General features: G+C 58.0%; 22 protein-coding genes and 2 pseudogenes. 17 read left to right on the forward strand and 7 right to left on the reverse strand.

What is annotated here, in order from left to right; all coding sequences use genetic code 11:
* Positions 1 to 72: 72 nt before the first annotated feature.
* The 6 genes from ACX2DJ_RS12775 (at position 73) to ACX2DJ_RS12800 (ending at position 4,863) form a co-directional block, all read left to right on the forward strand.
* Positions 73 to 1,707 (forward strand): class I adenylate-forming enzyme family protein, encoded by a 1,635-nt coding sequence (locus tag ACX2DJ_RS12775; protein ID WP_462573121.1) that lies wholly within the window; start codon positions 73 to 75, stop codon positions 1,705 to 1,707.
* An 88-nt stretch (positions 1,708 to 1,795) separates the two neighbouring features.
* Entirely contained in the window at positions 1,796 to 2,311 is a 516-nt protein-coding gene (locus ACX2DJ_RS12780; RefSeq protein ID WP_462573122.1) for an FAS1-like dehydratase domain-containing protein, read from the forward strand.
* 5 nt (positions 2,312 to 2,316) lie between these two features.
* Positions 2,317 to 2,733: a hotdog family protein gene (locus ACX2DJ_RS12785; RefSeq protein ID WP_462573123.1), complete on the forward strand. Its 417-nt coding sequence runs from the start codon at positions 2,317 to 2,319 to the stop codon at positions 2,731 to 2,733.
* A gap of 255 nt (positions 2,734 to 2,988) precedes the next feature.
* Positions 2,989 to 3,915: a thiolase C-terminal domain-containing protein gene (locus tag ACX2DJ_RS12790; protein WP_462573124.1), complete on the forward strand. Its 927-nt coding sequence runs from the start codon at positions 2,989 to 2,991 to the stop codon at positions 3,913 to 3,915.
* The gene (locus ACX2DJ_RS12795; RefSeq protein ID WP_462573157.1) at positions 3,915 to 4,331 is read left to right on the forward strand and encodes a Zn-ribbon domain-containing OB-fold protein; all 417 of its coding nucleotides are present in this window, start codon (positions 3,915 to 3,917) and stop codon (positions 4,329 to 4,331) included. Before ACX2DJ_RS12790 ends, ACX2DJ_RS12795 begins: the two co-directional genes overlap by 1 nt.
* A 124-nt stretch (positions 4,332 to 4,455) precedes the next feature.
* Positions 4,456 to 4,863 (forward strand): nuclear transport factor 2 family protein, encoded by a 408-nt coding sequence (locus tag ACX2DJ_RS12800; RefSeq protein WP_462573125.1) that lies wholly within the window; start codon positions 4,456 to 4,458, stop codon positions 4,861 to 4,863.
* A 65-nt stretch (positions 4,864 to 4,928) separates the two neighbouring features.
* Here ACX2DJ_RS12800 and ACX2DJ_RS12805 read toward each other — a convergent pair.
* The 6 genes and pseudogenes from ACX2DJ_RS12805 to ACX2DJ_RS12830 all read right to left on the reverse strand — a co-directional run bounded on the left by ACX2DJ_RS12805 (position 4,929) and on the right by ACX2DJ_RS12830 (position 10,474).
* Positions 4,929 to 5,951, reverse strand: a pseudogene (locus ACX2DJ_RS12805) (phosphotransferase family protein).
* Positions 5,938 to 7,086: an NADH:flavin oxidoreductase gene (locus ACX2DJ_RS12810; protein ID WP_462573126.1), complete on the reverse strand. Its 1,149-nt coding sequence runs from the start codon at positions 7,084 to 7,086 to the stop codon at positions 5,938 to 5,940. Before ACX2DJ_RS12810 ends, ACX2DJ_RS12805 begins: the two are co-directional and overlap by 14 nt.
* Positions 7,083 to 7,886: an alpha/beta fold hydrolase gene (locus ACX2DJ_RS12815; protein ID WP_462573127.1), complete on the reverse strand. Its 804-nt coding sequence runs from the start codon at positions 7,884 to 7,886 to the stop codon at positions 7,083 to 7,085. Before ACX2DJ_RS12815 ends, ACX2DJ_RS12810 begins: the two co-directional genes overlap by 4 nt.
* Before the next feature lie 8 nt (positions 7,887 to 7,894).
* Positions 7,895 to 8,374, reverse strand: coding sequence for a nuclear transport factor 2 family protein (locus ACX2DJ_RS12820; protein WP_462573128.1), 480 nt, complete (start codon positions 8,372 to 8,374; stop codon positions 7,895 to 7,897).
* Between the two features lie 14 nt (positions 8,375 to 8,388).
* Complete coding sequence (locus tag ACX2DJ_RS12825; RefSeq protein WP_462573129.1) at positions 8,389 to 9,681, reverse strand: acyl-CoA dehydrogenase family protein; 1,293 nt, start codon at positions 9,679 to 9,681, stop codon at positions 8,389 to 8,391.
* Positions 9,682 to 9,718: 37 nt separating this feature from the next.
* On the reverse strand, positions 9,719 to 10,474 hold the full coding sequence (locus ACX2DJ_RS12830) for a glucose 1-dehydrogenase (RefSeq protein WP_462573130.1): 756 nt from the start codon (positions 10,472 to 10,474) through the stop codon (positions 9,719 to 9,721).
* 215 nt (positions 10,475 to 10,689) lie between these two features.
* Here ACX2DJ_RS12830 and ACX2DJ_RS12835 point away from each other — a divergent pair, with 215 nt between their 5' ends.
* From ACX2DJ_RS12835 to ACX2DJ_RS12885, 11 genes and pseudogenes are all read left to right on the forward strand, one after another.
* Positions 10,690 to 13,041: a TonB-dependent receptor gene (locus tag ACX2DJ_RS12835; RefSeq protein ID WP_462573131.1), complete on the forward strand. Its 2,352-nt coding sequence runs from the start codon at positions 10,690 to 10,692 to the stop codon at positions 13,039 to 13,041.
* A gap of 9 nt (positions 13,042 to 13,050) precedes the next feature.
* Entirely contained in the window at positions 13,051 to 13,791 is a 741-nt protein-coding gene (locus tag ACX2DJ_RS12840; protein ID WP_462573132.1) for an SDR family NAD(P)-dependent oxidoreductase, read from the forward strand.
* Positions 13,788 to 14,825, forward strand: a complete 1,038-nt coding sequence (locus ACX2DJ_RS12845) for a phosphotransferase family protein (protein WP_462573133.1) — start codon at positions 13,788 to 13,790, stop codon at positions 14,823 to 14,825. The genes ACX2DJ_RS12840 and ACX2DJ_RS12845 overlap by 4 nt, the downstream gene beginning before the upstream one ends.
* The gene (locus ACX2DJ_RS12850) at positions 14,822 to 16,456 is read left to right on the forward strand and encodes a long-chain-fatty-acid--CoA ligase (RefSeq protein WP_462573134.1); all 1,635 of its coding nucleotides are present in this window, start codon (positions 14,822 to 14,824) and stop codon (positions 16,454 to 16,456) included. Before ACX2DJ_RS12845 ends, ACX2DJ_RS12850 begins: the two co-directional genes overlap by 4 nt.
* Before the next feature lie 140 nt (positions 16,457 to 16,596).
* Positions 16,597 to 17,181 (forward strand): TetR/AcrR family transcriptional regulator, encoded by a 585-nt coding sequence (locus tag ACX2DJ_RS12855; RefSeq protein ID WP_462573135.1) that lies wholly within the window; start codon positions 16,597 to 16,599, stop codon positions 17,179 to 17,181.
* A 303-nt stretch (positions 17,182 to 17,484) separates the two neighbouring features.
* Complete coding sequence (locus ACX2DJ_RS12860; protein ID WP_462573136.1) at positions 17,485 to 18,660, forward strand: CaiB/BaiF CoA transferase family protein; 1,176 nt, start codon at positions 17,485 to 17,487, stop codon at positions 18,658 to 18,660.
* The gene (locus ACX2DJ_RS12865) at positions 18,660 to 20,336 is read left to right on the forward strand and encodes a flavin-containing monooxygenase (RefSeq protein WP_462573137.1); all 1,677 of its coding nucleotides are present in this window, start codon (positions 18,660 to 18,662) and stop codon (positions 20,334 to 20,336) included. Before ACX2DJ_RS12860 ends, ACX2DJ_RS12865 begins: the two co-directional genes overlap by 1 nt.
* Before the next feature lie 201 nt (positions 20,337 to 20,537).
* Positions 20,538 to 20,660, forward strand: a pseudogene (locus ACX2DJ_RS12870) (IS6 family transposase); the annotation flags it as partial.
* Between the two features lie 61 nt (positions 20,661 to 20,721).
* Positions 20,722 to 21,438: an IS6 family transposase gene (locus ACX2DJ_RS12875; RefSeq protein ID WP_462573138.1), complete on the forward strand. Its 717-nt coding sequence runs from the start codon at positions 20,722 to 20,724 to the stop codon at positions 21,436 to 21,438.
* 130 nt (positions 21,439 to 21,568) lie between these two features.
* Positions 21,569 to 21,922 carry a hypothetical protein gene (locus tag ACX2DJ_RS12880; protein WP_462573139.1) on the forward strand — a complete coding sequence of 118 codons (354 nt, stop codon included), beginning with the start codon at positions 21,569 to 21,571 and terminating at the stop codon, positions 21,920 to 21,922.
* Positions 21,923 to 22,184: 262 nt separating this feature from the next.
* Positions 22,185 to 24,020 carry a multicopper oxidase family protein gene (locus ACX2DJ_RS12885; protein WP_462573140.1) on the forward strand — a complete coding sequence of 612 codons (1,836 nt, stop codon included), beginning with the start codon at positions 22,185 to 22,187 and terminating at the stop codon, positions 24,018 to 24,020.
* A 111-nt stretch (positions 24,021 to 24,131) separates the two neighbouring features.
* Here ACX2DJ_RS12885 and ACX2DJ_RS12890 read toward each other — a convergent pair whose 3' ends face one another.
* Positions 24,132 to 24,590 carry a RidA family protein gene (locus tag ACX2DJ_RS12890; RefSeq protein WP_462573141.1) on the reverse strand — a complete coding sequence of 153 codons (459 nt, stop codon included), beginning with the start codon at positions 24,588 to 24,590 and terminating at the stop codon, positions 24,132 to 24,134.
* Between the last annotated feature and the right edge of the window lie 27 nt (positions 24,591 to 24,617).

Genomic DNA, 24,617 nt, shown 5'->3' on the forward strand with positions numbered 1-24,617 from the left:
TCCGAAACTTGCGGCACAGGGCATGAAAGATTGGGAGAGCAGTCAGATGAACGGTCCGCAGAGGCCAGCACGATGAGCGGCGAAATCTACACCATCGGCAAGATGCTGCGCGAAAACGCGCGGATCCATGCCGAAAACGATGCGCTGGTCTTCCCTGACAGGCGACTGACGCACACGGGCCTTTATGACGCGGCGATGCGCTGGGCCCGTGCGCTGACCGGGCTGGGCGTGAAACGCTTCGAGCATGTCGGCATCCTGCTGCCGACCTGTCCGGAATTCGTCGAGATCTATTTCGGCTGTGCGCTGATCGGGGCGGTGGTGGTGCCGGTCAATGCCCGCTACCAGCCGGGAGAACTGGCATATCTGGTCAAGGACGCCTCACTGGTCATGCTGGTAACAACCGGCAAGGTGGCAGACGCGGTCGACTTCGGCGAGCGTCTGGCAAAGGCGCTACCTTCGCTCGCGAGGGCTGACAATCCCGAGGCGCTCAGCCTTCCCGAAGCGCCGGAATTGCGCCAGGTCATCTGCCTGGAGGAAAATTGCGCCGCCCCGATGATGGCACGCAACCGCGCCATGGCGCTTGGTGAACGCATCGCCGCAAGCGACGTCAATGCCATCACTGAAGCGGTCGACCCGAAGGATGTGGCGCTGATCCTCTATACCTCGGGCACGACCTCCAGCCCCAAAGGCTGCATGATCAGCAACCGCGCGATGGTCGGCAACAGCCGCAACCTGGGGAAACGCTACCAGGTCACGGCAAGCGACCGGGTGTGGTCACCATTGCCCATTTACCACATCGCCGGAATCCTGCCGATGATGATGGTCATCGATGTCGGTGGGGCCTATCTCACGGTCCCTTATTTCGATGCCGGGACGGCGCTTGCGATGCTGGAGCGTGAACGGGCGACGGTGGCTTATCCCGCCTTTGTGACCATCATGCAGGACCTTATCACGCATGAAAGCTTCGCGAAGACCGAGCTTTCGATCATGCGGCTGATGAATAGCAATTTCGCGGTCCAGCCCGAATGGATCAAGAATGCCATGGTCGAGGCCATGCCGTCGATCATCCATGTCGGTACCTATGGCCTGACGGAAGGGGCAGGCACGATTTGTACCAGTCGGCTGGACGATAGTTTCGAATTGCGAACGACCCGGCTCGGCGTCCCGCTGGACGAATGGGAAGTGCGCATCGTCGATCCTGAAACCGGCAAGGAATGCGCGACCGGCGAACGCGGCGAAATCTGCGCGCGCGGCCCCAACATGCTGATGGGTTACTACAACGCGCCTGAAAAGACCGCGGAGTCGATCCGCGATGGTTGGCTGCATACCGGGGATATCGGCTCGTTCGACGAACATGGTACGATCATGTTTCATGGCCGCACTAAGGACATGCTCAAGGTTGGCGGCGAGAACGTCGCGGCAGCCGAGATCGAAAGCGCTTTGCAGGCGCATCCGACGGTCAAGCTGGCCCAGGTCGTGGGCATTCCCGATGCGCGCTATGTCGAAGTGCCGGCCGCTTTCATCGAACTCGTTCCCGGCGGCGACGTGACCCCGGAAGAGCTGGTTGAGCATTGCCGCGGGCAGATCGCAAACTTCAAGCTTCCGCGCCACGTGCGCTTCGTACATAGCTGGCCGATGTCGACCTCCAAGATCCAGAAGTTCCGGCTCCGCGACGAGCTGATCGGCGAACTCGGGATCGAGGCATGAGCGCGCCGATGCAAGGCAAGGTCGCGATCATGGATCTCTGATTGATGCCTTTGAAAATATAACATTAAATTCTTGAAAAGAATTCAAAATGACTGAAAAGCAAAATAAATTAGATCAATCTGTTTCAGAGGGAAGGAGTTCGCCAAAGGCAAATAGTCTTTTGAGTGATAAATTGAGTTCCTACATTGGTCGGACGTCCGAACCGCGGACCGAAATAGCCTCGCGCCGTGAAATACGTAAGTATTCAATTGCTACAGGATGGAAGAGAAAGGAATATCTTGATGGCGACGTGGCGCCACCCTTGTTCCATCTTGCCTTGTTCTGGGACATAGTGGAACTTGACCAGCTTAGCCCCGACGGCGTTTCGATCGATCGATTGCTTCCGAAATTCCCGCTCGAAAAGGCAATGGCTGGCGGACTGAGCATCGACTATTTCAGGCCTATCATGGCTGGCGATGAACTGATTGCCACCCGCACCTTGACCAACATCTACGAAAAGACTGGCTCGCAAGGACCGATCATTTTTTATGAAGTTGTCATGCGCGTAGAGACTTCAGTTGGCGAACTTGTCCTTACTGAAAAAACAACACGGCTTTTGAGATAACTGCTATGTCGAAAATAACGAACCTGAAGCCGGACGACGCCTTGCCAGGCCGGGTCTATTGTCCCGATAACGTCCAGAATTTCATGTATAGCGCCGCGATCTGGAATGCCCATCGCATCCATTTCGATATGACCTATGCCACCGAAGTAGAAGGCTATCCTGGCATCGTGATGTCAGGGCCGATGCTCGGCGATTGGCTGACCCAGTGCGTCATAGAATGGCTAGATGGTGAAGGCCGGATGACGCATCTTGAATACTCGAACCGAAAAGCCGCCTTTATCGGCGAGACGGTCACGTCAGGTGGCCGGGTGATTTCGGTGGATCATGACAATGGTTCTGCCACACTTGAAATCTTCATCAAGAATGAAGCTGGCGAGGTGATCGTTCCTGGCACAGCCGTCGTCGCCTTCGACAAGGCCTGATCGGAATTAACGTTGGAAAGTTTGCGCGGAAAAGTTGCCATCATCGGGGCCGCGGATACCGAGGTGGGTAAGCTGCCCCAGTTCAGCCCCACCGGCTTGTGCATCGATGCGGCACGCCGCGCCATGGCAGATGCGCAAATCACCAAGGACAGGATTGACGGCCTGATCACCTGCAATTCGATGGCCGAACCCTATATGTATCACGCAGAGGCAATGGCGGAGTATCTGCAGATATTCCCCCGCTATTGCATTGGCGTGAGTGCCGGCGGCAGCACCACCTTTTCGATCCTGCATCATGCCGCCGCCGCGATCTTCAGCGGCATGTGCACCACCGTCCTGATTACAATGGCGGACAGTTTACGCAGCGGCCTGACCCGCGACCAGGCCATGAAAATGCAGTCGTCGGCCGGCCATTCCCAGTTTGAAATTCCCTTCGGCCCGACAGTTCCTGCCTTCTACGCCCTCATCGCGCGCGCCCATATGGAGAAATATGGCACTACCGCTGAACAGTTCGCCGCCATCGCCGTCGCCTGCCGCAAGCATGCCTGCCTCAATCCGACGGCCGAAATGCGCACTCCCATCACCATCGACGACGTGATCAATTCGCGGATGATCGCCGATCCCTTGCACCTGCTCGATTGTTCGCTGGTTTCGGATGGTGGATCCGCGATCATCATGACTTCGGCCGAAAGAGCCGCAGATTTTCCACATGATCCTGTTTATATTCTGGGCGTCGGCGAAGGCCATGGCCATGAGCATATCAGCCAGGCCCAAAGCCTGACCACGTCCTTCGCCGTGGAATCGGGCCGTCGGGCCTATGCCATGGCCGGGCTGGGACCGAGCGATATGGACTTTGCGCAACTATATGATTGTTTCACCCCCACGGTCCTGGTGGAACTTGAAGACCTTGGCTTTTGCGAAAAGGGCGAAGGCGGCGCGTTTGTGGAAAATGGCAATATCGAGTTTGGCGGCAGGTTGCCGGTCAACACCCATGGGGGGCTTTTATCCCATTGCCATCCGGGCAATCCTGGGTCGATGTTTGCGCTCACCGAAACTGTGACCCAGCTTCGCGGTACGGCGGGCGCGCGTCAGGTCAAGGATGCCCAGGTCGCGATGGTGCATGGCCAGGGAGGCATCATGTCAAGTCATACCACAGTGATCCTCGGAAGGGAGCGCCATTGATGGAGGACCATGTAGACAAATTCCTTCCCCGCCCGACACCGGAATCCGCACCCTTCTGGCAAGGCTGCCAGGATCACAAGCTTTTGCTCCAATACTGCACGTCCTGCGGCACCTATCAATTTTACCCGCGCGTGATCTGCGCGAACTGTTTGTCCGAACAGATTGAATGGCGCGCGGCAAGCGGGCGCGGCACTGTGAAAACCTATACGATAGTCACGCGCGCCATATCGGAGGCTTATGCGTCCGATGCCCCCTACGTTATCGCCCTCATCACCCTTGCAGAGGGGCCGCGCATGATGAGCAATGTCATTGGCTGTGACGCTGAAAGCGTCAAATGCGGTATCGCCGTCGAAGTGGTTTTCGAACGTTGGTCGGCTGAGATAACCATGCCGAAATTCCGGCCCGTCGCCGAATAGCTGACAGGTTTGGCTGGCAGCGGCAAGTCAACAGGTTGAGATAGCGCTTGTCCGCGATCCTGAAAATTCATCCACTTGGCTTTCAAACGAGACTCCAGACCGGCCACGCGCAGAGGAAATGCTCATGACCCATGATGAAATGGTTCAATTCGTCGATGATCTCTACGGTGCGATGCGAAGTGGCGATTGGGAACGCGCTAACGACATGTTGACGGATGATCTCGTGATTACGGAAGCGGCAGGGCTTCCAATGGCTGGGACATACAAGGGCAGAAACGCCCTGCGCGAGCTCTCTAGAGACGTGTTCGCAAGATTGGGTGTCGCCGGTCTTGAAAGAATCGAGACGGTAACCGGAGGCGACTATGTTGTTGCAATCTTGCGGATGAAATTTGCAGGCGAGGGCCTGGAAGACGCGGAATTGTGCGAGCTATTCCGTTTCCGCGATGGCAAGTGCTGCGAGATAAAGCCGTTCTACTTCAATCCAGCTCCCGTTCTTGCTGCGGCCAAGCAAAAGAAGCTGAGCTCCAGATAGATCCTGAGTTGGCACATTGATTGCGAAGAGAGAGAAAAGTCAGACTGACAGCATCTCCTTGCTGATTACTTACATGCCAACATTGATTGATGCGCTAGCGCGGTTAGGCGCGGAAGATTGGCCACCCTCTTTCGGGCCTCCGGGCTACTGGCATTACCCCGGATGACGCGACCCTTGATTCCGTGGAAGATTGCCGCGAGCCGAAAAAAATTGAAGGCAAGGTAATATTCCCAGTGAGGAATTTCAGAGATTCCTGTCCGTCGGCAATATGCAGCCAGATAGGTACGCTCGTCAGGGATGTTGAGTGCCTCAAGGTCTGCCCCAGCGAGCCCCGCGACAATCTCGGGCGGCATCCGGTACATCATGGCGTGATACGCGAAATCGGCGAGCGGATTACCAAGGGTCGACAGTTCCCAGTCGAGCACGGCCAGGATGCGCGGCTCGGCAGGGTGGAAAATCATATTATCGCAACGGAAATCCCCATGGGTGATGGTCGTGCGTTCGCCGGCAGGAATATTCTCGGGCAGCCAAGCAATTAGTTCGCCCATCGCCGGATCGCGACCCGCCGCTTCGTCGGCCAGATATTGCCGAGTCCATAATGCAATCTACCGTTCTAGGTACTGCCCCTGCTTGCCGAAATCCGAGAGGCCGACTTCCGCAAATTCAACGCCATGGAGCCGAGCGATGGTTTAGTTCATGGCGTTGAAGTAGGCTGGTCGTTCCGCATCCGGTACGTCGGGGAATGTTGCGTCCCAGAAGATCCGTCCCTTGACGAGTTCCATGACGAAGAAGCCCGTTCCGACGATTGCATTGTCTTCGCATACGGCGTGAATCTGTTGCACCGGTACTCCGGTACCCTGTAGCGCTGCCATGATCCGGGCCCCACGCTGGACTGCATGCGCGCCCTTGAGCAACTTGCCCGGCGGCTTCTTGCGCATGACATAATCGCGCGTCGTGGTAACCAGGCGATAAGTCGGGTTCGATTGACCGCCCGCAAAACGCTCGACGGTCAGCGGTCCCTCGAAGTCAGGGACAGTGCGCGAGAGCCAGTCTGCCAGCCGGTCGATGTTGAAATCAGTGGTGCTCATATTGCACGAGCGCGGTCGCACGGTCGTATGGCGTCAATTCGTCAAGACGACCCTGCTCCACCTTTTGCAGCCAGTCAGGATCAGCCAGCAACACCCGACCCAGCGCGACCAGGTCGAACTCGCCGCGCTCGAACATGGCGACGAGTTCCTCCAGCCGGTTGAGCATGGGCGAGGAAATGCCTTCGACGAAGTCCTGCATCAGGTCGCGGTCCATCCCGATCGAGCCGACCGTGATGACCGGTTTGCCGGTCACTTCCTTGATCCAGCCGCCCAAGTTCTTGTGATCGCCTTCGAATTCTGGCTCCCAGAAGCGGCGCTGCGATGCGTGAAAGATGTCGACCCCAGCCTTGACCAATGGTTCAAGCCATCGATGCATTTCTTCCGGGTCGCGCGCGAGTTTCGCATCGTAGTCATAAGTCTTCCACTGCGAAACGCGCATGATGATGGCGAAATCTTCGCCCACCGCAGCGCGGCAAGCCGCAACGGTCTCTGCCGCGAAGGTCGCGCGATCGGCAATGTCGGGCCCGCCAAAGCGATCGTCCCTGTGATTGGTCTTGTCCCAGAAGAACTGGTCGAAGATGTAACCATGCGCACCGTGAAGCTCGATCGCGTCGCAGCCAATCTCCTTGGCCGACCTGGCCGATTGCGCGAAGGCGGCGATGGTATCAGCGATGTCCTCGTCGCTCATGGCGCGGCCACCGGGCACGTCCGGGCCGCAAAAGCCGGACGGGCTGACGAGCGGCGCATGCGGTGAATCCGGATAGTTGAAATCTTCGCACCCACCTACATGCCACAGCTGCGGAACGAATGTACCGCCAGCGGCGTGGACAGCATCAACCGCCACTTGCCAGGCGGATAGCGCTTCTTCGCCAACGAACAGTGGGACAGAGTCGGCCGCAACGGTATGGTCGATCGCAACCCCGGTGCCTTCCGTGATGATCGTGCCGATCCCCGCTGCGGCGCGCAGCCGGTAATATTCGGCGCCTTCACTTGTCAACACACCGCTAGGCGCGAAATAGCGCGACATCGGAGCCATGCAGAAGCGGTTGGGAGCTAAAAGCGATTTGCAGGCAAAGGGGGTGTGGAGCGGAGCCAGCAAATCAGCCAGGTCATTGCTAGATACGATGGTCGTCAAGTCAGCCTCCGGACAAAAGCAAGCAGCGCCTCGTTATAAGCGGGCGCATTCTCAAGGTGGGGGGAATGGCCAGTATCCATGGTAAGCAGTTTGCCTTGCCCCGCGCAGCTTGCGGCAAACGCGGCGATGGCGGGATCGGCAATGGTATCCTTTGCGCCTCCAATGGACAGCACTGGAAAATTATAGGAAGCGAGAAGTTCGCGCTGATCCAGGTTGGCAAGATCGGCCAAGGTCTCACTGGCACGCGGAGCCGATGCCAGGAAGCCTCGCTCAACCCAAGAGATTAGCGCCTCACTTGTCCCCGGGGCAGCCGCACCTTCGGCAAGAGCGCGGAAAAAGCCGGCCCGGTCGGCTGTGATCGCGGCGCCGATTGCAAGCACGTCTCCAGGCATATCTCCGTGCGGAAAGCCTTCGGCCTGAGTATACCGTGGCGAAGCACCGCAGGTAAGCACGATGCCGGCCACCTTTTCACCAAGCAGCTCGGCCGCGGCGACCGCCACTGCGCCGCCCAGCGACCAGCCGTTAAGCACGACTTTCGTGGCGCCGCAGCACTCCACGATTGCCGCAACATCGCGAGCGATTGCGGCGATCGACATATCCGTGCAGTCGCGGTCCGAACGGCCACAGCCACGATGGTCGATCGCGATCGCGCCGTGGCCGGCCCCTGCCAGCGCTTCGATTGCCGAAGCCCAATATTCGCCCGACATGCCCCAGCCATGGATCAGCATTACCGGCAGCTTTTCGCCCCGGTGATGCTCATAATAGACGCGACTACCGTCTTCTGTATCGAGATAGGCCATGTATACTCCTACTCTGGCGGTGAAAGTGTAACGCCTGGCAGCGGATTGAAGTGATACATCTTCACACTGCGGTGAGCGATCTTCCAGATGCCGTCACGGCGTTCAAACTGGTCAAAGTAGCTGGCACTGATCGTTTGCGCCTGACCGTCCGCCGTAGTGCCGATGCAATCGACGTCGCAGACACCGGTTGCACGGTCAGTACCATCGAAGGCGACCACCAGGTTGGTGGTGAAATGGCTCGTTGCACGCCAGGCGGGCCACAGGATGTTCTGTGTCACATGCGCGATTCCTTCGTAGCGTTCGAACTTGCCGAACGGCGGGCCAATGTCCCACACCGCTTCCGGCCACCATATCGCAAGAAAACGATCCCAGTCATGCTTGTCGAAGCCATGACAGTATTCGCTGACGAGATCGTGCAGCGCGAAACGGCTCTCGATCTGGTCGAGCCGCTTCGCAATGTCTGCAAGACTGGCTTGGGACTGGTTCATGGCAGGCGCTCGCTTCAATCCAGATAGGCGGCGAATTTCTCGCGCGCGATGGCCAATTGAGTCGGGACGTGGTAGCTGGGGAAGGGGCCATCAGACGGCTTCGCATCGCGCAAGAGGTCCTTCGCCACGACCACTTTGTGAACCTCGGTCGGTCCGTCGACGATCCCCATTTCAGGAACATATTGCCACATGTCCATCAGCGGTGTCTCGTTCGACATCCCCAGTGAGCCGTGCAGATGCAACGCGCGGTAGACCACGTCCTTGAGCACGCCCGGCATAGCCGCCTTGATCGCGCTAATCTCGCGCCGGACCGGCCTGGTATAGGCTTGGTCGCGGTCAAGTAGCCAGGCGGCGTAGAGCACGTGCAGGCGGAACTGGAGGATCTGCGTATAGCTGTCGGCGATCTTTTCCTGCACCATCTGCTTGTCGGCCAACAGCTCGCCCTTGGTGGTTCGGCTGACCACGCGCTCCTGCATGTATTCCATCGCTTTGTTCAGCATTCCGACGGTCCGCATTGCGTGGTGGATGCGTCCACCGCCCAGGCGTGATTGGGCCACCTTGAAGCCCCCGCCGACTGGTCCCAATCGGCTAGCTTCTGGCACTCGGCAATCGGTGAAGCGGATGTAGCCATGCACCCCGCTGCCGATCTCGTCCTTCGGACCGACTGCTGTATTGCGCACGATCTCCATCCCCGGCGTGTCTTTCGGGACGATCAGCATGGTCGAGCCTTCGTGGACCTTCACGCTCGGATCAGTAATCGCCATGACGATCAGGAATTCGGCGACGCAGGCATGACTGGCGAACCATTTTTCGCCATTGATTACCCACTCGTCGCCATCGAGACGCGCCTGGCAAGTGAATTGGCCAGGATCCGCCCCCGCCTGCGGCTCTGTCATCGAATAGCAGGAGACGATTTCGCCATCGAGCAACGGCTGGAGGTATTCCGCTTTCTGTTCCTCGGTGCCGAACCTCGCCAGGATTTCTGCATTACCGGTATCGGGAGCCTGTGTGCCGAATACCGTTGGCGCAAATCTGCTGCGGCCGAGGATCTCGTTCATCAGGCCGAGCTTTAGCTGGCCAAAGCCCTTGCCGCCCAATTCCGGCCCGAGGTGACAAGCCCACAGGCCGCGCTTCTTCACTTCTTGCTTCAGCGGCGCCATGGCCCTCGCCGCTGGCGAAGCTGGATCGACGTGCGCGGCGGGATGGCGGAAAACGAGGTCCAGCGGCTCAATCTCCTCCTTTACGAAACCGCGCATCCATTCGAGCTGCACCTCGAATTCCGGATCAGTTGAAAAATCCCAAGCCATTCTTGCCCTTTCTGGTCTTATCGCCCGGTGATGGAGATCAATGTCCAGCATACCATGCGCCGTCGATACAAAGTTCGGCGCCGGAGACATATTTCGCTTCGTCCGAAGCGAGGTAGAGACTGCCATAGGCAACATCCATAGGCTCGCCGGCATCGCCCATTGGGATTGCCGCCTTAAATGCGGCGTCCTGTTCGGGCGTGATGTCACCGAGGATCGGGGTCTTGATCTGGCCCGGGAATATCGTGTTGACGCGAATGCCATGCCTGGCGAACTCGAGCGCTGCGCCCTTGCTCATCAAGCGCACTGCGGCTTTCGACGCGTGATAGGAAATAGCGCCCGGGCTCCCCATGAGTCCGAACAATGAACTGATGTTGATGATCGAGGCGTTGCCGCAGGCGAGCAACACGGGGATCGCCGCCTTCATTCCGAGAAACACGCCGGTCTGGTTGATCGCGATCATGCGATCCCAACCTTCCAGAGTCTCATCGATAATGCCGCCCGGGTGGAAAATCCCCGCATTGTTCACCAACGTGGTCAGCTTGCCGAATTTCGCCACGGTCTCTTCTACCGCTGCGCTCCAACTGTCGGCATCGGTCACGTCGAGGCGGATGAAAGAAACCCTACAGCCTTCTTCCTCGTCGATCGATTTGGCGACCTCCCGCCCCAAGTCTTCCTGAACGTCACCGATCAAGACTGCGGCGCCTTCTCGCGCGAAAAGTGTGGCCTGAGCCTTGCCGAGCCCACTTGCTCCGCCTGAAATCAGAGCGACTTTTCCTGCCAGCCGACCCGACATCACATGCTCTCCCAGATTTGTCGTTTTTGCTATCCTATATGTTCTACACACTTACTAGATGAGAACAAGCAAGAATATAAGATAGGTCCACGGTCTATCTTTATTATATATAAATCAGCAATTTGAAATTCATCCGCGGCGACAGGGCGGGCCGGCAACTTGGCCCCAGGGCGCAATTGGATATAATTTGCTTGTCGATAGCAAGCAAATATAGCATGATCAAATCAGTGCGTGACTCGCGAAGCAAAAACAAGCTGCGAGCTGACAAAACGCCTTCTGAGGGGAGAGCAAAGCCAATGATCAATCGCTTCAAGGCCGTAATGCTATTGGCCACCACCGCCGCCCTGCCGCTGGCGGCACCCGCCGCCCAAGCGCAGGATGGAGCTTCTACTGAAGGGGCCGGTGGGCTCGACACGATTGTTGTCACCGCGCGCAAGCGGTCGGAAGACATTCAAGATGTGCCTGCTTCGATTAGCGCGTTGTCAGCCTTTGAACTCAACCGACGGTTCGATTCGGATGTGCGCGACTTCGCGGACTCGTCGCCCAACATTGTTATCGATGACACCCAACAAGGTCCCGGCGGCGTTGCTGCGGTCTATATTCGCGGCATCGGTGTGGCGGACGTCGAAAAGTCGGTTGATCCTGCGGTCGGCGTGGTGTTCGACGATATTTACATTGGCCAAAGCTCGGGCAGCCTGTTCAAGGCAATCGATATCGACCGTGTGGAGGTGCTGCGCGGTCCACAGGGTACACTGTTTGGGCGCAATGCGACCGGCGGGGTGATCAACCTCGCGCGATCCAAGCCGACCTATGACCTAACGGGCAAGGCGCGCGCCACTTATGGACGCTTCGATACAATGAAGTTTGAGGGCGTTGCGAGCGGCGGCCTGTCCGAAAAAGTAGCGGTCAAGGTCAGCGCCGCCTACGAAAGCAGCGACGGCTATTTCTACAATGATTTCTATGACCAGAAAGCGCAGCGTTCGGACTTTTTCGCAGTAGGCGCAGCGCTGCTGTTCGAGCCGAGTGACGCCATGACATTTCAGCTTAGCTACGACCATCAGGAAACCGATCAGGATCCGCCGCAGCTTCTCGCTATCAATCGCGATACCGATCTCTTCTGTATTGCATACAATCAGTGCTCACCCAGCCCAGGCGTCCCGACCTCTGGCGATCGCTATGTCAGCGTCGGCGACGGCCCTCTGGGCAAGAATGCCAGTTTCAAGTTCGACATGGCGATCGGCAAGGTAACTTATGACCTCGGATCGGACCTCCAGATCAATTACATCCTTGGCTGGCTCAAGACCGATGAGGAAATCACGCAGGACTTCGATTCCGCGCCTCTGACCCTCTACCACACCGATCGTCCGGCGCGTTGGCGGCAGACAACCAACGAACTGCGCCTGGCTAAGGGCGGCACCGGTCCCCTCACCTTCGTGATGGGCGCTTATCTGTGGGATTCGCGCTACACCATCAACCTGAAGAACTACATCGGCTTTGCCGAGTTTCTCGGGATCCCCGGCACACCTCTGCTTACAAGCTCACAGGACGTCACTCAGACCAACAAATCCTGGGCGCTGTACGGGGAAGCGGACTACGAGCTTACCAACCGGCTGACTCTGACGCTTGGTGCCCGCTATACCCACGACAAGAAAACCAGCCTGGTCAACGACGGGACTACCTTTCTCTACGATACGCTGGTGGAAGCCAATCCTTACGCGGCCTTTCCCGGAGCGATCGTGATGACCACTCCCGTGAAAGCAAGCTGGTCAAAGTTCACACCACGCGTGTCGCTGAGCTATGACTTGACCGATAGCGCCATGGCCTATGCATTGTGGTCGCGCGGCTATCGCGGCGGCGGCTTCAACGGTCGCCCCTCGACCATTGGCGCTGCCACGATCCCTTATGATCCGGAAACGCTCGACAACTACGAGATCGGCTTCAAGACCGAATTCGCGGGCGGCAATGTGCGGCTTAACGGTGCAGCGTTCCTGATGAAATACAAGGATATGCAGCAGGATCTTGATGTCCCAGCGCCGGGCACATCAACCGGCCGTGAGAACCGCACCATCAACGCTTCCTCGGCCGAGTTCAAGGGCATGGAGCTCGACCTGACCGCGCGGGTCAGCGAGAATTTCCGATTCAACGGCAACCTCGGTTATCTCGACGCGCAATACGAGAACTTCTTCGGGGACATCTACAGCACAGGCACCCCGGTGGACGCGACCTTCCTTAATATCCGTCGCGCACCGAAATGGACTTGGAGCTTGGGCGCCACGTATGAAACCGACATCAGCGACAATGCTTCGGCATGGATTTCGGGTGACGTCCATTACATCGGACCGCACGAAATCACCTTCCTCAACAACCCCAACCTACGCAATGACGGCCAGTACCTGATCGATGCCTCCGTGAACGTCCGGTTCAACGACACGACGGTGAGCCTGTTCGGCAAGAACCTTTCGAACGAGAAGGGTTGGACAATCGGTTACGACGTACAGGGTGTCTGGAGTTATGGCGCACCGCGTCCGCGCACGACCTATGGCGTTGCAATAACCCAGACTTTCTAAGGGGAACCGATGGCAGACGAGGATCTCCCGGCATCGCCGCGGCGATGGGTAGTGACAGGTGCCTCACGCGGGATCGGCAGGGCCATCGCTGAACGCGCGTTGGCAGCCGGGGACCGGGTCTGCCTCGTGGCTCGCAACACCAATATCGCCACGATCGCCAGCGAGCTTGGCGAAAGGGCGATGGGCGTTGCGGCCGATGTCACGGATCCCGAAGGGCTCCAGCAGTGTTTTGAGGCCATTGCAGAAGCTTGGGGCGGTATTGACGTCCTCGTCAACAATGCCGGGCTGCACCGCGGCGGTCTGGTCGATCGCATTGCGCTCGATGATTTCGGCGCGGTGCTCGACACGAATGTCAACGGTCCACTCAACACGATCCGCGGCTGTCTGCCACATTTTCCTGCAAGCGGGGGCGCCATTGTGAATATCGGTGCTGTGGTAGGGATGCGCGGATTTGCCGGGGATGTCGCCTATGGCTCGAGCAAGGCGGCGATTGCCGGAATGACGCAGGTGCTGGCGGTCGAACTGGCGCGGCGCGGCATTCGCGTCAATCTCGTCATCCCCGGTTTCGTCTCCACCGAGATGACAGCGGAAATTCCGGAAAAGGCCCGTGCGCGGATTATCGAGGACATCCCGCTGCGCCGCGAGGGGAGTGCCGAGGAAATCGCCGATGTCGTCTTCTGGGTGGCCGGCTCAAGCTATATGACAGGATCGATCATTGCGACTGATGGCGGACTGATGTGCAAGCTGTGACTGATCACGCGGAGAGCGGCCAGGTGGAACGCTTTGCTAACTGGGTCGAGCAGGAAACCGGGATCCGGAACGCGCGGATCATCCGCCGACTGACCGGCGGCAATGCCAATGTTACCAGTCTGGTCGAAAGCAGCGACGGGATGCTCGTTTTGCGCCATCCCCCGGCCGAAACCGTGTCCGATCGGGCAGCGGCCGGGATTGCGCGCGAATATCGTTTCGTTTCAGCGCTTACGGGAAAAGCCCCGGTGGCCGCTCCGGTGGGTTTTTGCGACGATCCAGGGGTGATCGGCGCCCCGTTCCTGCTGAGCCGGTTTGTAAGCGGGGAAGCGATCACAGATACCCTGCCCACTACATACCCGGATAGCATCGAAACAATAGATGCGCTGGGCTTCGCGCTGATCGAAGCGCTTGCAAGCGTCCACGCGATCACGCCAGTTCCTGCCGGGCTTGGCCAAGTCGAAAAGGCACAGGAATTCGTGACACGCCAGATTGCGCGCTGGCGCGATGTCCGGCGCCAGCATGCTGTGCGCGAGTTGCCGTTGATCGAGACTTTGGGCGCGTGGCTGGCGGACAACGCACCCTCCTCGGAAACAGTGCGGATCGTGCATTGCGATTACCATCTCGACAATGTGCTGATGGATACAGCTGATCCTCGGGTCAAAGCGATTCTTGACTGGGAGATGGCCACCTTGGCCGATCCTTTAGTGGATGTCGGGCTGGTCACGGCGATGTGGAACCGTGACGAGAGCTTGCCGCGGGGCTTTGGCTTCGTCCAGCGCGTGTCGAATGTGCCCGGCGTTGTCCCGGGCGTGGAGCTGGCTGTGCGTTGGTCTAATCTTACCGGGCTTTCGATCGCACAGCTCGCCTATTTTCAGGCCTTTGCCATGTGGCGCCTCGCTGCAATCGTCGAAGGTGCCTTCGTCCTTTACCGGCAGGGCCAGGTCGAGGGTGCATATGAGCGGGGCCTTGAGCAGGACGTACCCGCTCTGCTCGATGAGGCTGCGCGGTTCGCGCGCAAGGCCGGCATGCAATGATGGACGCCACCATGATGCACGAGCCGCTGGGCACGGCCTCGATCGTCGCGCATGGCGAGCGAATCCATGCAACCAGCCGGATCGGCCTGTTCGATGGCGGACAGGTAACCTGGCGCAGCTATGCCGATACCGCCGAGCGTGCGCGCCGACTCGCTGCAGCCTTGCAAGCCTCAGGAGCGAGCAAGAACACCAGGGTTGCGACGCTGAGCTGGAACGACTTCGCACATTTCGAAGCCTATCTTGCAGTCCCAGCCGTAGGCGCCGTGCTGCATACGTTGAACCTGCGCCTGCACCCCGAACAACTGCAATTCATCATGACAGACGCAGAAGACGCGTTCCTGATCGCGGATGGTGACCTGCTCGCCGGATTGATCGACGAAATGAACGCTCTGCCCCTGCTGGAGCAAGTGATCGTTACCGGAAATACCGACGGACTTGCGGCCCTGCAGAAGCCTTGGACGGCCTATGAAGACTTCATTGCCGCGCACGCGCCACTAACCCACTTCCCGGAGCCTGACGAAACTGCGGCGGCTGCAGTCTGCTACACTTCCGGAACAACCGGCAATCCGAAAGGGGTGGTCTATTCGCAGCGCACGATTTTCCTGCATAGCCTTGCGTCGATGGCGGCGAATGCCTTTGCCCTGAGCGACCGGGACCGAATCCTGCTGATGCCACCGATGTTCCACGCAAATGCCTGGGGTTTACCTTTTTCTGGCTGGCTAGCAGGGGCGGATTTCGTCCTTCCGGGACCACATCTGCAACCAGAGTCGATCCGGCAGATGGTGCGCCTGACTGCCCCCACCTTCACCGCCACAGTGCCGACGATCCTCAACGACCTGCTGCAGGCCGACGCGGCCGATCCTGTCGATATGTCGAACTTTCGCGTAATCATTGCGGGCGGCTCGGCCGTATCGCAGAGCCTCATTGCCAAAGTCGAAGATCGATGGGGCATCCCGCTAATCCAGGGCTGGGGGATGACCGAAACGAGCCCACTGTGCGTGCTATCGCACCCCGCCGCCGACGCCAAAGGGGAACAAGCACATCGCCTGCAGGCAAAGAGTGGTCGGCCGGTAGCCGGCGTGCGGGTACGACTGGTCGACGAGAATGGGGCTGCCGTCGCTGAAGACGGCAGAACAGTCGGGCGACTGCAGCTCAAGGGGGCGTGGATCGCGCGCGGCTACCACCGCGGGGTCGGAGCAGATGTGCTGACCGAGGATGGCTGGCTAGATACTGGCGATGCCGGGACAATTGATTCGCGCGGGTATGTCCAGGTGACCGACCGGCTTAAGGACCTGATCAAATCGGGTGGCGAATGGATCCCCTCAGCCGAACTTGAGAACCACATCGTCGGGCTGCCCGGCGTCGCACTCGCCGCTGTCATTGGGGTGGCTGACCCGCGCTGGGAAGAGCGCCCTCTGGCAGTCGTCACGACTACTGATGGTGCAACGCCAGACTTTAAACAATTGCGCGGCGCCCTGCGTGACCGGGTTGCGCGCTTCTGGATACCCGAATATTGGGCGCATGCAGACAAGCTTCCCCTGACCGGGGTGGGCAAGATCGACAAGCAAGCCTTGAGGGCTTCGGTTGCCCGCGGCGACATGCGTTTCGAAAGGGTCGACGAAGTTTCATGAGCACATTGCCGACAAAACAAGGCAAGGCTTCGCTTCGCACAGTTGCGGAAGTCCCTGTGGTCGAACCGAGGCGCAAGCGCTCGCGGCAAAACACCCGGCGACGCACGCAGGCCGAACGGACCGCGGAATCCGATGCCCGTATGTTCGAAGCAGCCAAGCAGTTGATTATTGAGCAGGGCACACATGCGACAACGCTGAAGGCGGTGGGCGAACGCGCCGGTTATTCGCGTGGTCTCGCCTCCAACAGGTTCGGTTCGAAGGACGCGCTGTTCGGGCAACTCGTCTTGCGCTTCAACGCTGGCTGGACGCAGGAACTGGCGAACAAAGTCGGCCGGCGTACCGGTGCGCAGGCGTGTCTGGCCGCCCTTCACGCGGTGGAAGACTTCCTGCTGAACCACTCGGAGTATATGCAGGCCATGTACATACTGTGGTTTGAATCGATAAGCTCGCACAATGACGTGCGCAGCCACCTTGCCGCCTATCACGAAATCTATCGCCGCGATGTAGCGCATTGGGTTCGCGACGGGATCAATAGCGGCGAGATAGACGCCGCGATTGACGCCGAGTCGTACGCGGTACAGTTCTGCAGCTTCATTTTCGGTACGATTTACCAATGGCTTGTGGCGCCCGGTAGCATCGATATTTCGCGCCAGTTCGACGCCTATCGCCGCGCGACAGCTGACGCCTTTGGCGTATCGCCCAAAGCGCAAATCGGAAACAATTAACCTATTGAAATAACGTGATTGTCTCCTCTACTATTTGTGCTTGCGCTAACAGTTGCTAGACGCTAACAACTAAAAATGTAGCGCATATAAGGCGCAATGGGAGATGGGCTGAAAAATCAGACCTGGATGCGGAGGCCGGTTGTATGATGCTGTGCAATAGTGCCTGGGGCCGGTTGATCGAAGGGCAGGCCAATAGATCCAATCGTACCGCGCAGCCATGCACGGCATGACCGGACGGCCCCTGTCGATGAAGATATGGCGCGACAGATCTTCCATCTGCCAGAATGCCGAGGACTGCGACCGATGAGCCATCCAAACCCTATCGACAGCGGCCTGATGCGCCCCCCGCTGGAGGGTGTGCGCGTTATCGAGCTGGCTGGCATCGGCCCAGCGCCGTTCTGCGGAATGATGCTTGCTGACCATGGGGCTGAAGTCATTCGGATCGATCGGCCTGGAGGCAGCGACCCCCTGGCCCAAGACCAAGGACGCGATGTCCTCTTGCGCTCGCGACGCTCGATCACGCTCAATCTCAAGCAGCCCGAATCGGTGGAGATTGTCGCCAAGCTGGCAGAAACCGCTGACGGGTTGATTGAAGGATTCAGGCCAGGTGTTGCGGAACGCCTGGGCCTTGGTCCGGAAGTACTGATGAAGCGGAACCCCGCCCTGGTCTATGCACGCATGACCGGCTGGGGCCAAACAGGCCCCTTGGCCGACAAGGCCGGGCATGATCTCAATTATATTTCGCTCAGCGGCTGCCTCGCCGCGATCGGGCCGGAAGACCAGCCCCCCGCGCCTCCGCTCAACCTGATCGGGGACTATGGCGGCGGTGGCATGCTGCTTGCTTTTGGCTTTGTCACAGCGCTGCTAGCCGCTCGTGAAACTGGCCGCGGGCGGATCATTGATTGCAGCATGGCTGACGGCGTTGCGACAATGCTGGCGGGCATGTGGTCGCTCAAGCATAACGGCATGTGGAGCGCAGGCCGCGGCCGCAACCTTCTTGATGGCGGCGCCCCTTTCTACAGCTGCTACACCTGCGCTGATGGCACATTTATCGCGATCGGCGCGATCGAAGCGAAGTTCTATGCGAGTCTGCTTGACGCTCTCGGACTGATAGACGATCCCCTGTTTGCCGAGCAGCTCGACCAGACAAAATGGCCTGCCATGCGCGCCCGCCTTGCAGAGATTTTTGCTGCTGCACCACGAGCTGTATGGACCGAACGGCTCCAGCATCGCGACTGCTGCTACAGTGAAGTGCTGACGATGGAGGAAGCTCTGGACGACGAGCACAACAAGGCTCGCGAGAGCTACATCGAAAGCAACGGATACATACAGCCACGACCTGCCCCCCGCTTTCTGGGCACTGAAATGGTCGACCCAACCATGTGGCAGCGCGATTCCCACCGAAAGGCGATCCTGCAAGAAGTGAGCAGCGCCAGTCCAGGTATCAGCTTGCGCGAAGAGATGAAGGAGTACGAGTGATGAGCACAATGACTGACAGCATTGGCGAAGCTCCCGAATTGGAGAAGAGCAAAGAACGTAAGTTCGACTTCGATGTAATCGGCATCGGCGCCGGTTTCGCAGGGCTTGCTCTTATCCATTACCTTCGTGAGCTTGGCATCTCGGTCCGCATTTTCGATAAGGCATCGGATATCGGTGGCACCTGGACCTGGAACCGTTACCCAGGCGCGGCCACAGATAGTGAGAGCTATTACTATTGCCTGACCTTTTCGAAGGAACTGCTCCATAAGTGGTCATGGTCGAAGAGGTATCCAGGTTGGGAGGAAACGCTCAACTATTTCCATTTCATCGCTGACGAATGCGACATGTGGCCCAATATCCAGCTCAACACGGAAATCGTCGAGGCGGAATATCTGGCTGATCGTGGTTGCTGGAAGGTCGAGACTGCCGATGGCAAGACCTACACGAGCAAATATCTTGTCAGCACCATGGGCATGATCTCTGAACCGATGATCCCGAACATGAAAGGCATGGACCGGTTCAAGGGGCCGCTGTTCCACTCGGCACGCTGGCCGCAAGAAGGGCTGGACTATGCCGGCAAGCGCATCGGCATCATCGGCGCTGGCGCAACCACAGTCCAGATGCTGCCGGTGTTGGCGCAAACGGCGGGCAGTGTGACCGTATTCCATCGGACGCCCAACTACATCCTGCCGGCGATGCAGAAGCCGATGACTCCGGAGTGGGAAAAGGAGATCAAAGACAATTACGATGCAGTCATCGCCAAGTGTCGCAACCATGTGTTCGGCATGGCATTCGACAGTCCTGTTGGAAGGAACGCAGTCGATACCCCGCCCGAAGAGAGGCAGCGCATCTTCGAAGAAAATTGGACCGGCAGCTTCCGCTGGGTTTTCGAGACCTTCGACGATCTTCTCGTAAACCCTGACGCGAACCGGCTGGCGGCGGAATTCATCACGTCCAAGATGAAAGAACGGGTCAATGATCCCGAGATCGCCGAGCTGCTTGCACCCAGCTTCGATGACTACCCGCTCTTTGCCAAACGGCCACCGTTAGATCATGGATATCTCGAAGCCTACAACAGGGAAAATGTCCACTTGGTTGACATCAAGGATCGCGAGCCGCTGGTCGAAATCACCGAAAGCGGTATCCGCACTACAAAGAACGAGTACGAGTTCGACATTATCGTTCTGGCGACAGGCTTCAAGGCCTATACTGGCGCGCTGGAGGCGTTCCCGATCCGCGGCATCACCGGCCAGACGCTGAACGAGAAGTGGCGCACCGCTTCAGAGTGCATCATGGGCGTATGCGTGGCCGACTTCCCCAACCTGTTCATCGTGACAGGGCCGCAGGCGCCGTTTGCTAACCTGCCGACTTCGATTGAACAGAACGTGATCTGGATCACGCGCTGCATCGAAAAGATGGAACGCGACGGCTATGACGTGTTCAAGCCGCGCAAGGAGGCCGAGCAGGAATGGACCGCGCATACCGCCGAAATTCACGCCCAGACGCTGATGGCCGAAGGCGACAAGGTGAATTCCTGGATGATGGGCGCCAACCGCGACGACAAGCCGCCGCGCGTGCTGATCTATTTCGGCGGGGCGAATGCCTATTACGACAAGCTCGATCAATCGGCGGAAGAAAGTTTTCCGGAACTCGAATTCTCCCGGCGTGCGGGGTGATGAACGGGCGGGGACTGCCAGCTTAACTCTTGCAGAGCGCGTTGAAGCGCAAAGGCGGGTGTTGTCAAAAGGATGGCGACCTAACGGCCGGCTGGTCTTGTCAAAAGGATGGCGACCGATCGGCGAGCTTGCTAACTTGAGCGAATGAGCAAGCCGGAGAATCCGTTCGCTTACTTCCACTCGTCTCCCGAAGTGATCCGCATGGTCGTGATGTTGTACATTCGTTATCCGCTTAGTCTGCGGAATGTGGAAGACCTGCTTTTCGAGCACGGATACGACCTGTGCCACGAGACGGTGCGGCTTTGGTGGAACAGGTTCGGGCCCATGGCACTGTCAAACCAAATGCACCTGCTTGAATCGTGAGCGACTGAGGGTAGGGTAAGCCATGCCCCGACCTCGTAAACTAGCCAGCCCATTCCGCTACTTCAACTCATCGCCTGAGGTGATCCGCCTCGTGGTTTTGATGTATGTGCGGTTTCCGCTTTCGCTCAGGAACGTGGAGGACCTGCTCTTCGAGCGAGGGATCGACATCTGTCATGAAACCGTGCGGCTGTGGTGGAACCGTTTTGGCCCGCTGTTCGCTGCCGACATCCGGCGGCAACGTGTCAGTCGGATGAAGGGGTTCCGGCAGTGGCGCTGGCACCTCGACGAGGTGTTCGTAAAGATCAATGGCGAGCGGCATTACCTGTGGCGCGCTGTCGATCACGAAGGCGAAATCCTCGAGAGCTATGTTACCAGGAAACTGGATAAAGCTGCGGCCTTGGCATTCCTGAAGAAGGCGCTGAAACGTCATGGAAAGGCCGAGACGATCGTTACCGATGGCTTGAAATCCTATCCTGCTGCAATGCGTGACCTGGGTAATCGAAATCGCCGTGAAATGGGCAGGTGGCTGAATAATCGAGCCGAAAATAGCCACCTTCCATTCCGACGAAGAGAACGCGCAATGCTGCGATTTCGACAAATGAAATCGTTACAGAAATTTGTCTCGGTCCACGCCTCACTGCACAATCATTTCAATTCTGAACGTCACCTCGTCGATCGCCAAACATACAAAGCTCGCCGCTCAGCCGCCTTGGCTGGGTGGCAAAACCTCATGGCCTGAAGTCTAACCGTTCTAGCGATAGCTGCGCCTTTCGGAGACGAGTTGCGATTGGACTGACACCACCCTTGTCAGGCTCATTGAACCTCTTAAGACCGTACCAAACCCGCCAACCCCGGACTTCGCAATTCTAATGGGCGATAAGGAGTTTTGGTTCGAAACCACTGAAGCCGATCGCCCTGGCCGAAAGCGAGGAGACGAACTCCAAACTCCCGAGGATACAATCGAGCGGATTCCAGATGATCACTGGGTAGAACCATCCGAATATCAGGGCCTGGTGAGGCAACGCGTTTTGGCCAAAGCAAGGAAACGATATGCGAAGTGCGATGGACTGATAATTTGGTCAAACGCGTTCCCTATCGCGGAAGAGGAAAGACTCACCTTACCTTGGTGGCGTGCAGCAGTAACGCCAGCGGAAGACAAGTTTGACGAAATATGGGTTGGCAAGGGCCAGGAACTGGTTGAGTCGTTTCAGCGGATTTTCTGAACGTCAGCCCAGCTCTTTGAAGCCTGATCTTCGAGACCAGTCAAAAACTTGTGAAACGGAATGACCGCTTTCAGCTAATCGATGAGGCTTTCTGACGGTCCGATACTGGGGTGGGAAGCTGACGCTGTTGTGACCCAGCCGGCTCGTCAACCTTGCCCTGGCCATTTTTATTTCAAGACAACCCCTGCCCAAGTTGTTACGCCTCCACCCGGGTCGCTCAGAGCTTCAGTGAGAAGCATGAAATTGCTGGGGGGCAATCATAGTGAAGTTTGTTTTTGCGACTCTTGTCGCATCTGTCACGGCGGCGTCGCTGGTGCTGCCAGAGGGCGTCAGCGCACAGTCAGCCTCGCCTCGGTACGAGCTTTCTGTCGAGCGGATCCACGGCGAGGTCTACAATCCTTGGACCCAGGCAGTGGATGCAGTTGAGCTGCGTGCGTTTCAGGGAGAAGGTGGACAAGGACTGGTCGCTCCGACCATGCGGGTTTCGCCTGGGGAAATCCTGAGCCTCAGAGTGCAGAACAAGCTCGCGACATGCTCTCCCGAAGAGATCACGAAGCACGAATGCTACAACTCCACCAATATTCACACGCATGGGCTGTGGGTCTCGCCCAGCGGCAATAGCGACAATGTGATGATTTCAATCAGCCCGGGTGAGCAGTTCGAATATGAATTTGTGATCCCACCAGATCATCCTTCCGGGACATTCTGGTACCATCCCCACATGCATGGCGCGACGAGTATCCAGCTTGGATCTGGCATGGCGGGCGCGCTGATCATCGACGGCGACCGTGTTCCTACAATGACCTCGCCCGGCGACATAGATATTCTGTTCTCTCAGCGCGATGGTCAATCCTTCGGCGAGAAGATCATGGTGTTCTCGCAAATTCAGTACGGGTGTCACGATCAAGAAGGAAAGCTCAAGGCACCCATCTCGCCTGACCCGGAGGCCAGACCATGGGAGCAGCCTGCGTGGGCCTGCGAGGCGAGCGATGTAGGCACCGTTGACCGGTGGAACCAGTTCGGCGTGTCTATGGAGAACAGGTCCAAGCGCTTCACAGGGATCAACGGACAAGTACATCCGACTTTGAGCGGGCTGGAAACCGGTCGATTCCAGCGATTGCGAATGATTCATGCAGGGCTGCGGCACGCTGTTAGGATGAGCATCCGCCGCCTCGCCGATGGTGCACCACCTTTGCGCGATGTGCCAGCCCAAGACCATCGTGCATGGATCGCCCAGTATTGCACGGGCGAGCCAATCGAGCAGTTTCATTTTGCGGATGACGGCCTGACCCGTACTTCATTCAGGCGCACGACTCAGATAAGCATGTTTCCAGGCTCACGCTTGGATTCACTGGTCTATTTTGAGCAGCCCGGTCACTATTGCATGGTGGACGATCAGCGGTGGCGGATGCAGCCCGACGAGTATCGCATGCTAGGCATTTTGGAGGTGAGCGGCCGTACTGCAGCGGTTGCGAACGTGGCCGGCCATCTAGCCGAGACCTTGATGGCTACTGCAGAGCAAAAGATCACTGATAGTGCGGTGCGCGAACGGATCGTCGCAGATCTTTCTGATGGGCTTAAGATCGGTTCCTTCTCTTGGCATGAGCCTGTGTCGGATGAGGAGATCACTGGTTACCAAAAGGCTGCGATGACTATCGAGGTTCACGAAGACGGATCGGAAACCTACAGCATCGACGGTCAACCGCATGAGCATGGTCGCATCGACCGATTGTTGACGGTAGGGGATGCGGAAGAGTGGGAACTGACCTCCACCCTGGGAGGCCATCCGTTCCACATTCACGTTAACCCGTTTCAGGTGGTTGCCATCCGCGACCGCGAGGGCCGGGATGTTACCATCGAAGGTAGCGAGGCATATGACCCCGATTATGGTGGCATGATCGGTGGCTGGCGCGACACTCTTATCGTCAAGCAAGGACGGGTAGTGACCATGCGGACTCGGTACCGGCGATACATCGGTGATTTCGTGATGCATTGCCATCTCGCCAGTCATGGCGACATGGGCATGATGCAGAATGTTCGTTTGAAGATGCCGGGAAATCAGCACACAGCGAACAAGGAATTTCTTATCCTTGACTAGATACAGGCTGTCGCGATCCCACAATTCAACGGAACGGGGGAATTTGCGAACGGGTCTGCGATTGGCTCGTGAGTGGACTGGCTCTTTTTCTCGAGCGCAGCAGAGACTTGATTATTCCGGGTAAGCGGCAATGCACTCTAATTCGACGCGGGCATTAATTGCGAGGCCATTTGCTCCTAGTGCGCTTCGGGCAGGAAACGGCGGATCGAAATACTTCGTGTAAATCTCGTTGAAGGCTCCCCATTCCTCAATGTCGGCTAGGAAAACGGTGCACTTGACCACATTCTCCATTCCAAGCCCACGTCTTTCCAGAGCGCCCTTGATGTTCGACATCACTTGTTCAGCCTCTGACCCGATGCCTCCCTCAACCAGGTTTCCTTCCGAATCTTCCCCAACTTGGCCCGATAGGAATAGGAGGTTGCCGACTCTTACGGATTCTGAAAACGGGTAACCCATTCCCGCATACGGTCCATCATCGAATTTCTCGACCTGCTGGGCGTGCAGACCAGCTGAGAAGGCAATTAAAAGGGCAGCGCCGATTGCGCCGATCCACGCACGAATACGATCCATTGCTCAGATATCCCAAAGTGAACTTCA

Source organism: Altererythrobacter chaiwopuensis, from assembly GCF_054957755.1.

Excerpts from the sequence above, each read along its gene's own strand:
- ACX2DJ_RS12775 (WP_462573121.1), top strand. The coding sequence starts at position 73 with ATGAGCGGCGAAATCTACACCATCGGCAAGATGCTGCGCGAAAACGCG.
- ACX2DJ_RS12780 (WP_462573122.1), top strand. The coding sequence starts at position 1,796 with ATGACTGAAAAGCAAAATAAATTAGATCAATCTGTTTCAGAGGGAAGG.
- ACX2DJ_RS12785 (WP_462573123.1), top strand. The coding sequence starts at position 2,317 with ATGTCGAAAATAACGAACCTGAAGCCGGACGACGCCTTGCCAGGCCGG.
- ACX2DJ_RS12795 (WP_462573157.1), top strand. The coding sequence starts at position 3,915 with ATGGAGGACCATGTAGACAAATTCCTTCCCCGCCCGACACCGGAATCC.
- ACX2DJ_RS12800 (WP_462573125.1), top strand. The coding sequence starts at position 4,456 with ATGACCCATGATGAAATGGTTCAATTCGTCGATGATCTCTACGGTGCG.
- ACX2DJ_RS12815 (WP_462573127.1), bottom strand. The coding sequence starts at position 7,886 with ATGGCCTATCTCGATACAGAAGACGGTAGTCGCGTCTATTATGAGCAT.
- ACX2DJ_RS12820 (WP_462573128.1), bottom strand. The coding sequence starts at position 8,374 with ATGAACCAGTCCCAAGCCAGTCTTGCAGACATTGCGAAGCGGCTCGAC.
- ACX2DJ_RS12825 (WP_462573129.1), bottom strand. The coding sequence starts at position 9,681 with ATGGCTTGGGATTTTTCAACTGATCCGGAATTCGAGGTGCAGCTCGAA.
- ACX2DJ_RS12830 (WP_462573130.1), bottom strand. The coding sequence starts at position 10,474 with ATGTCGGGTCGGCTGGCAGGAAAAGTCGCTCTGATTTCAGGCGGAGCA.
- ACX2DJ_RS12835 (WP_462573131.1), top strand. The coding sequence starts at position 10,690 with ATGATCAAATCAGTGCGTGACTCGCGAAGCAAAAACAAGCTGCGAGCT.
- ACX2DJ_RS12840 (WP_462573132.1), top strand. The coding sequence starts at position 13,051 with ATGGCAGACGAGGATCTCCCGGCATCGCCGCGGCGATGGGTAGTGACA.
- ACX2DJ_RS12850 (WP_462573134.1), top strand. The coding sequence starts at position 14,822 with ATGATGGACGCCACCATGATGCACGAGCCGCTGGGCACGGCCTCGATC.
- ACX2DJ_RS12855 (WP_462573135.1), top strand. The coding sequence starts at position 16,597 with ATGTTCGAAGCAGCCAAGCAGTTGATTATTGAGCAGGGCACACATGCG.
- ACX2DJ_RS12860 (WP_462573136.1), top strand. The coding sequence starts at position 17,485 with ATGAGCCATCCAAACCCTATCGACAGCGGCCTGATGCGCCCCCCGCTG.
- ACX2DJ_RS12865 (WP_462573137.1), top strand. The coding sequence starts at position 18,660 with ATGAGCACAATGACTGACAGCATTGGCGAAGCTCCCGAATTGGAGAAG.
- ACX2DJ_RS12875 (WP_462573138.1), top strand. The coding sequence starts at position 20,722 with ATGCCCCGACCTCGTAAACTAGCCAGCCCATTCCGCTACTTCAACTCA.
- ACX2DJ_RS12880 (WP_462573139.1), top strand. The coding sequence starts at position 21,569 with ATGGGCGATAAGGAGTTTTGGTTCGAAACCACTGAAGCCGATCGCCCT.
- ACX2DJ_RS12890 (WP_462573141.1), bottom strand. The coding sequence starts at position 24,590 with ATGGATCGTATTCGTGCGTGGATCGGCGCAATCGGCGCTGCCCTTTTA.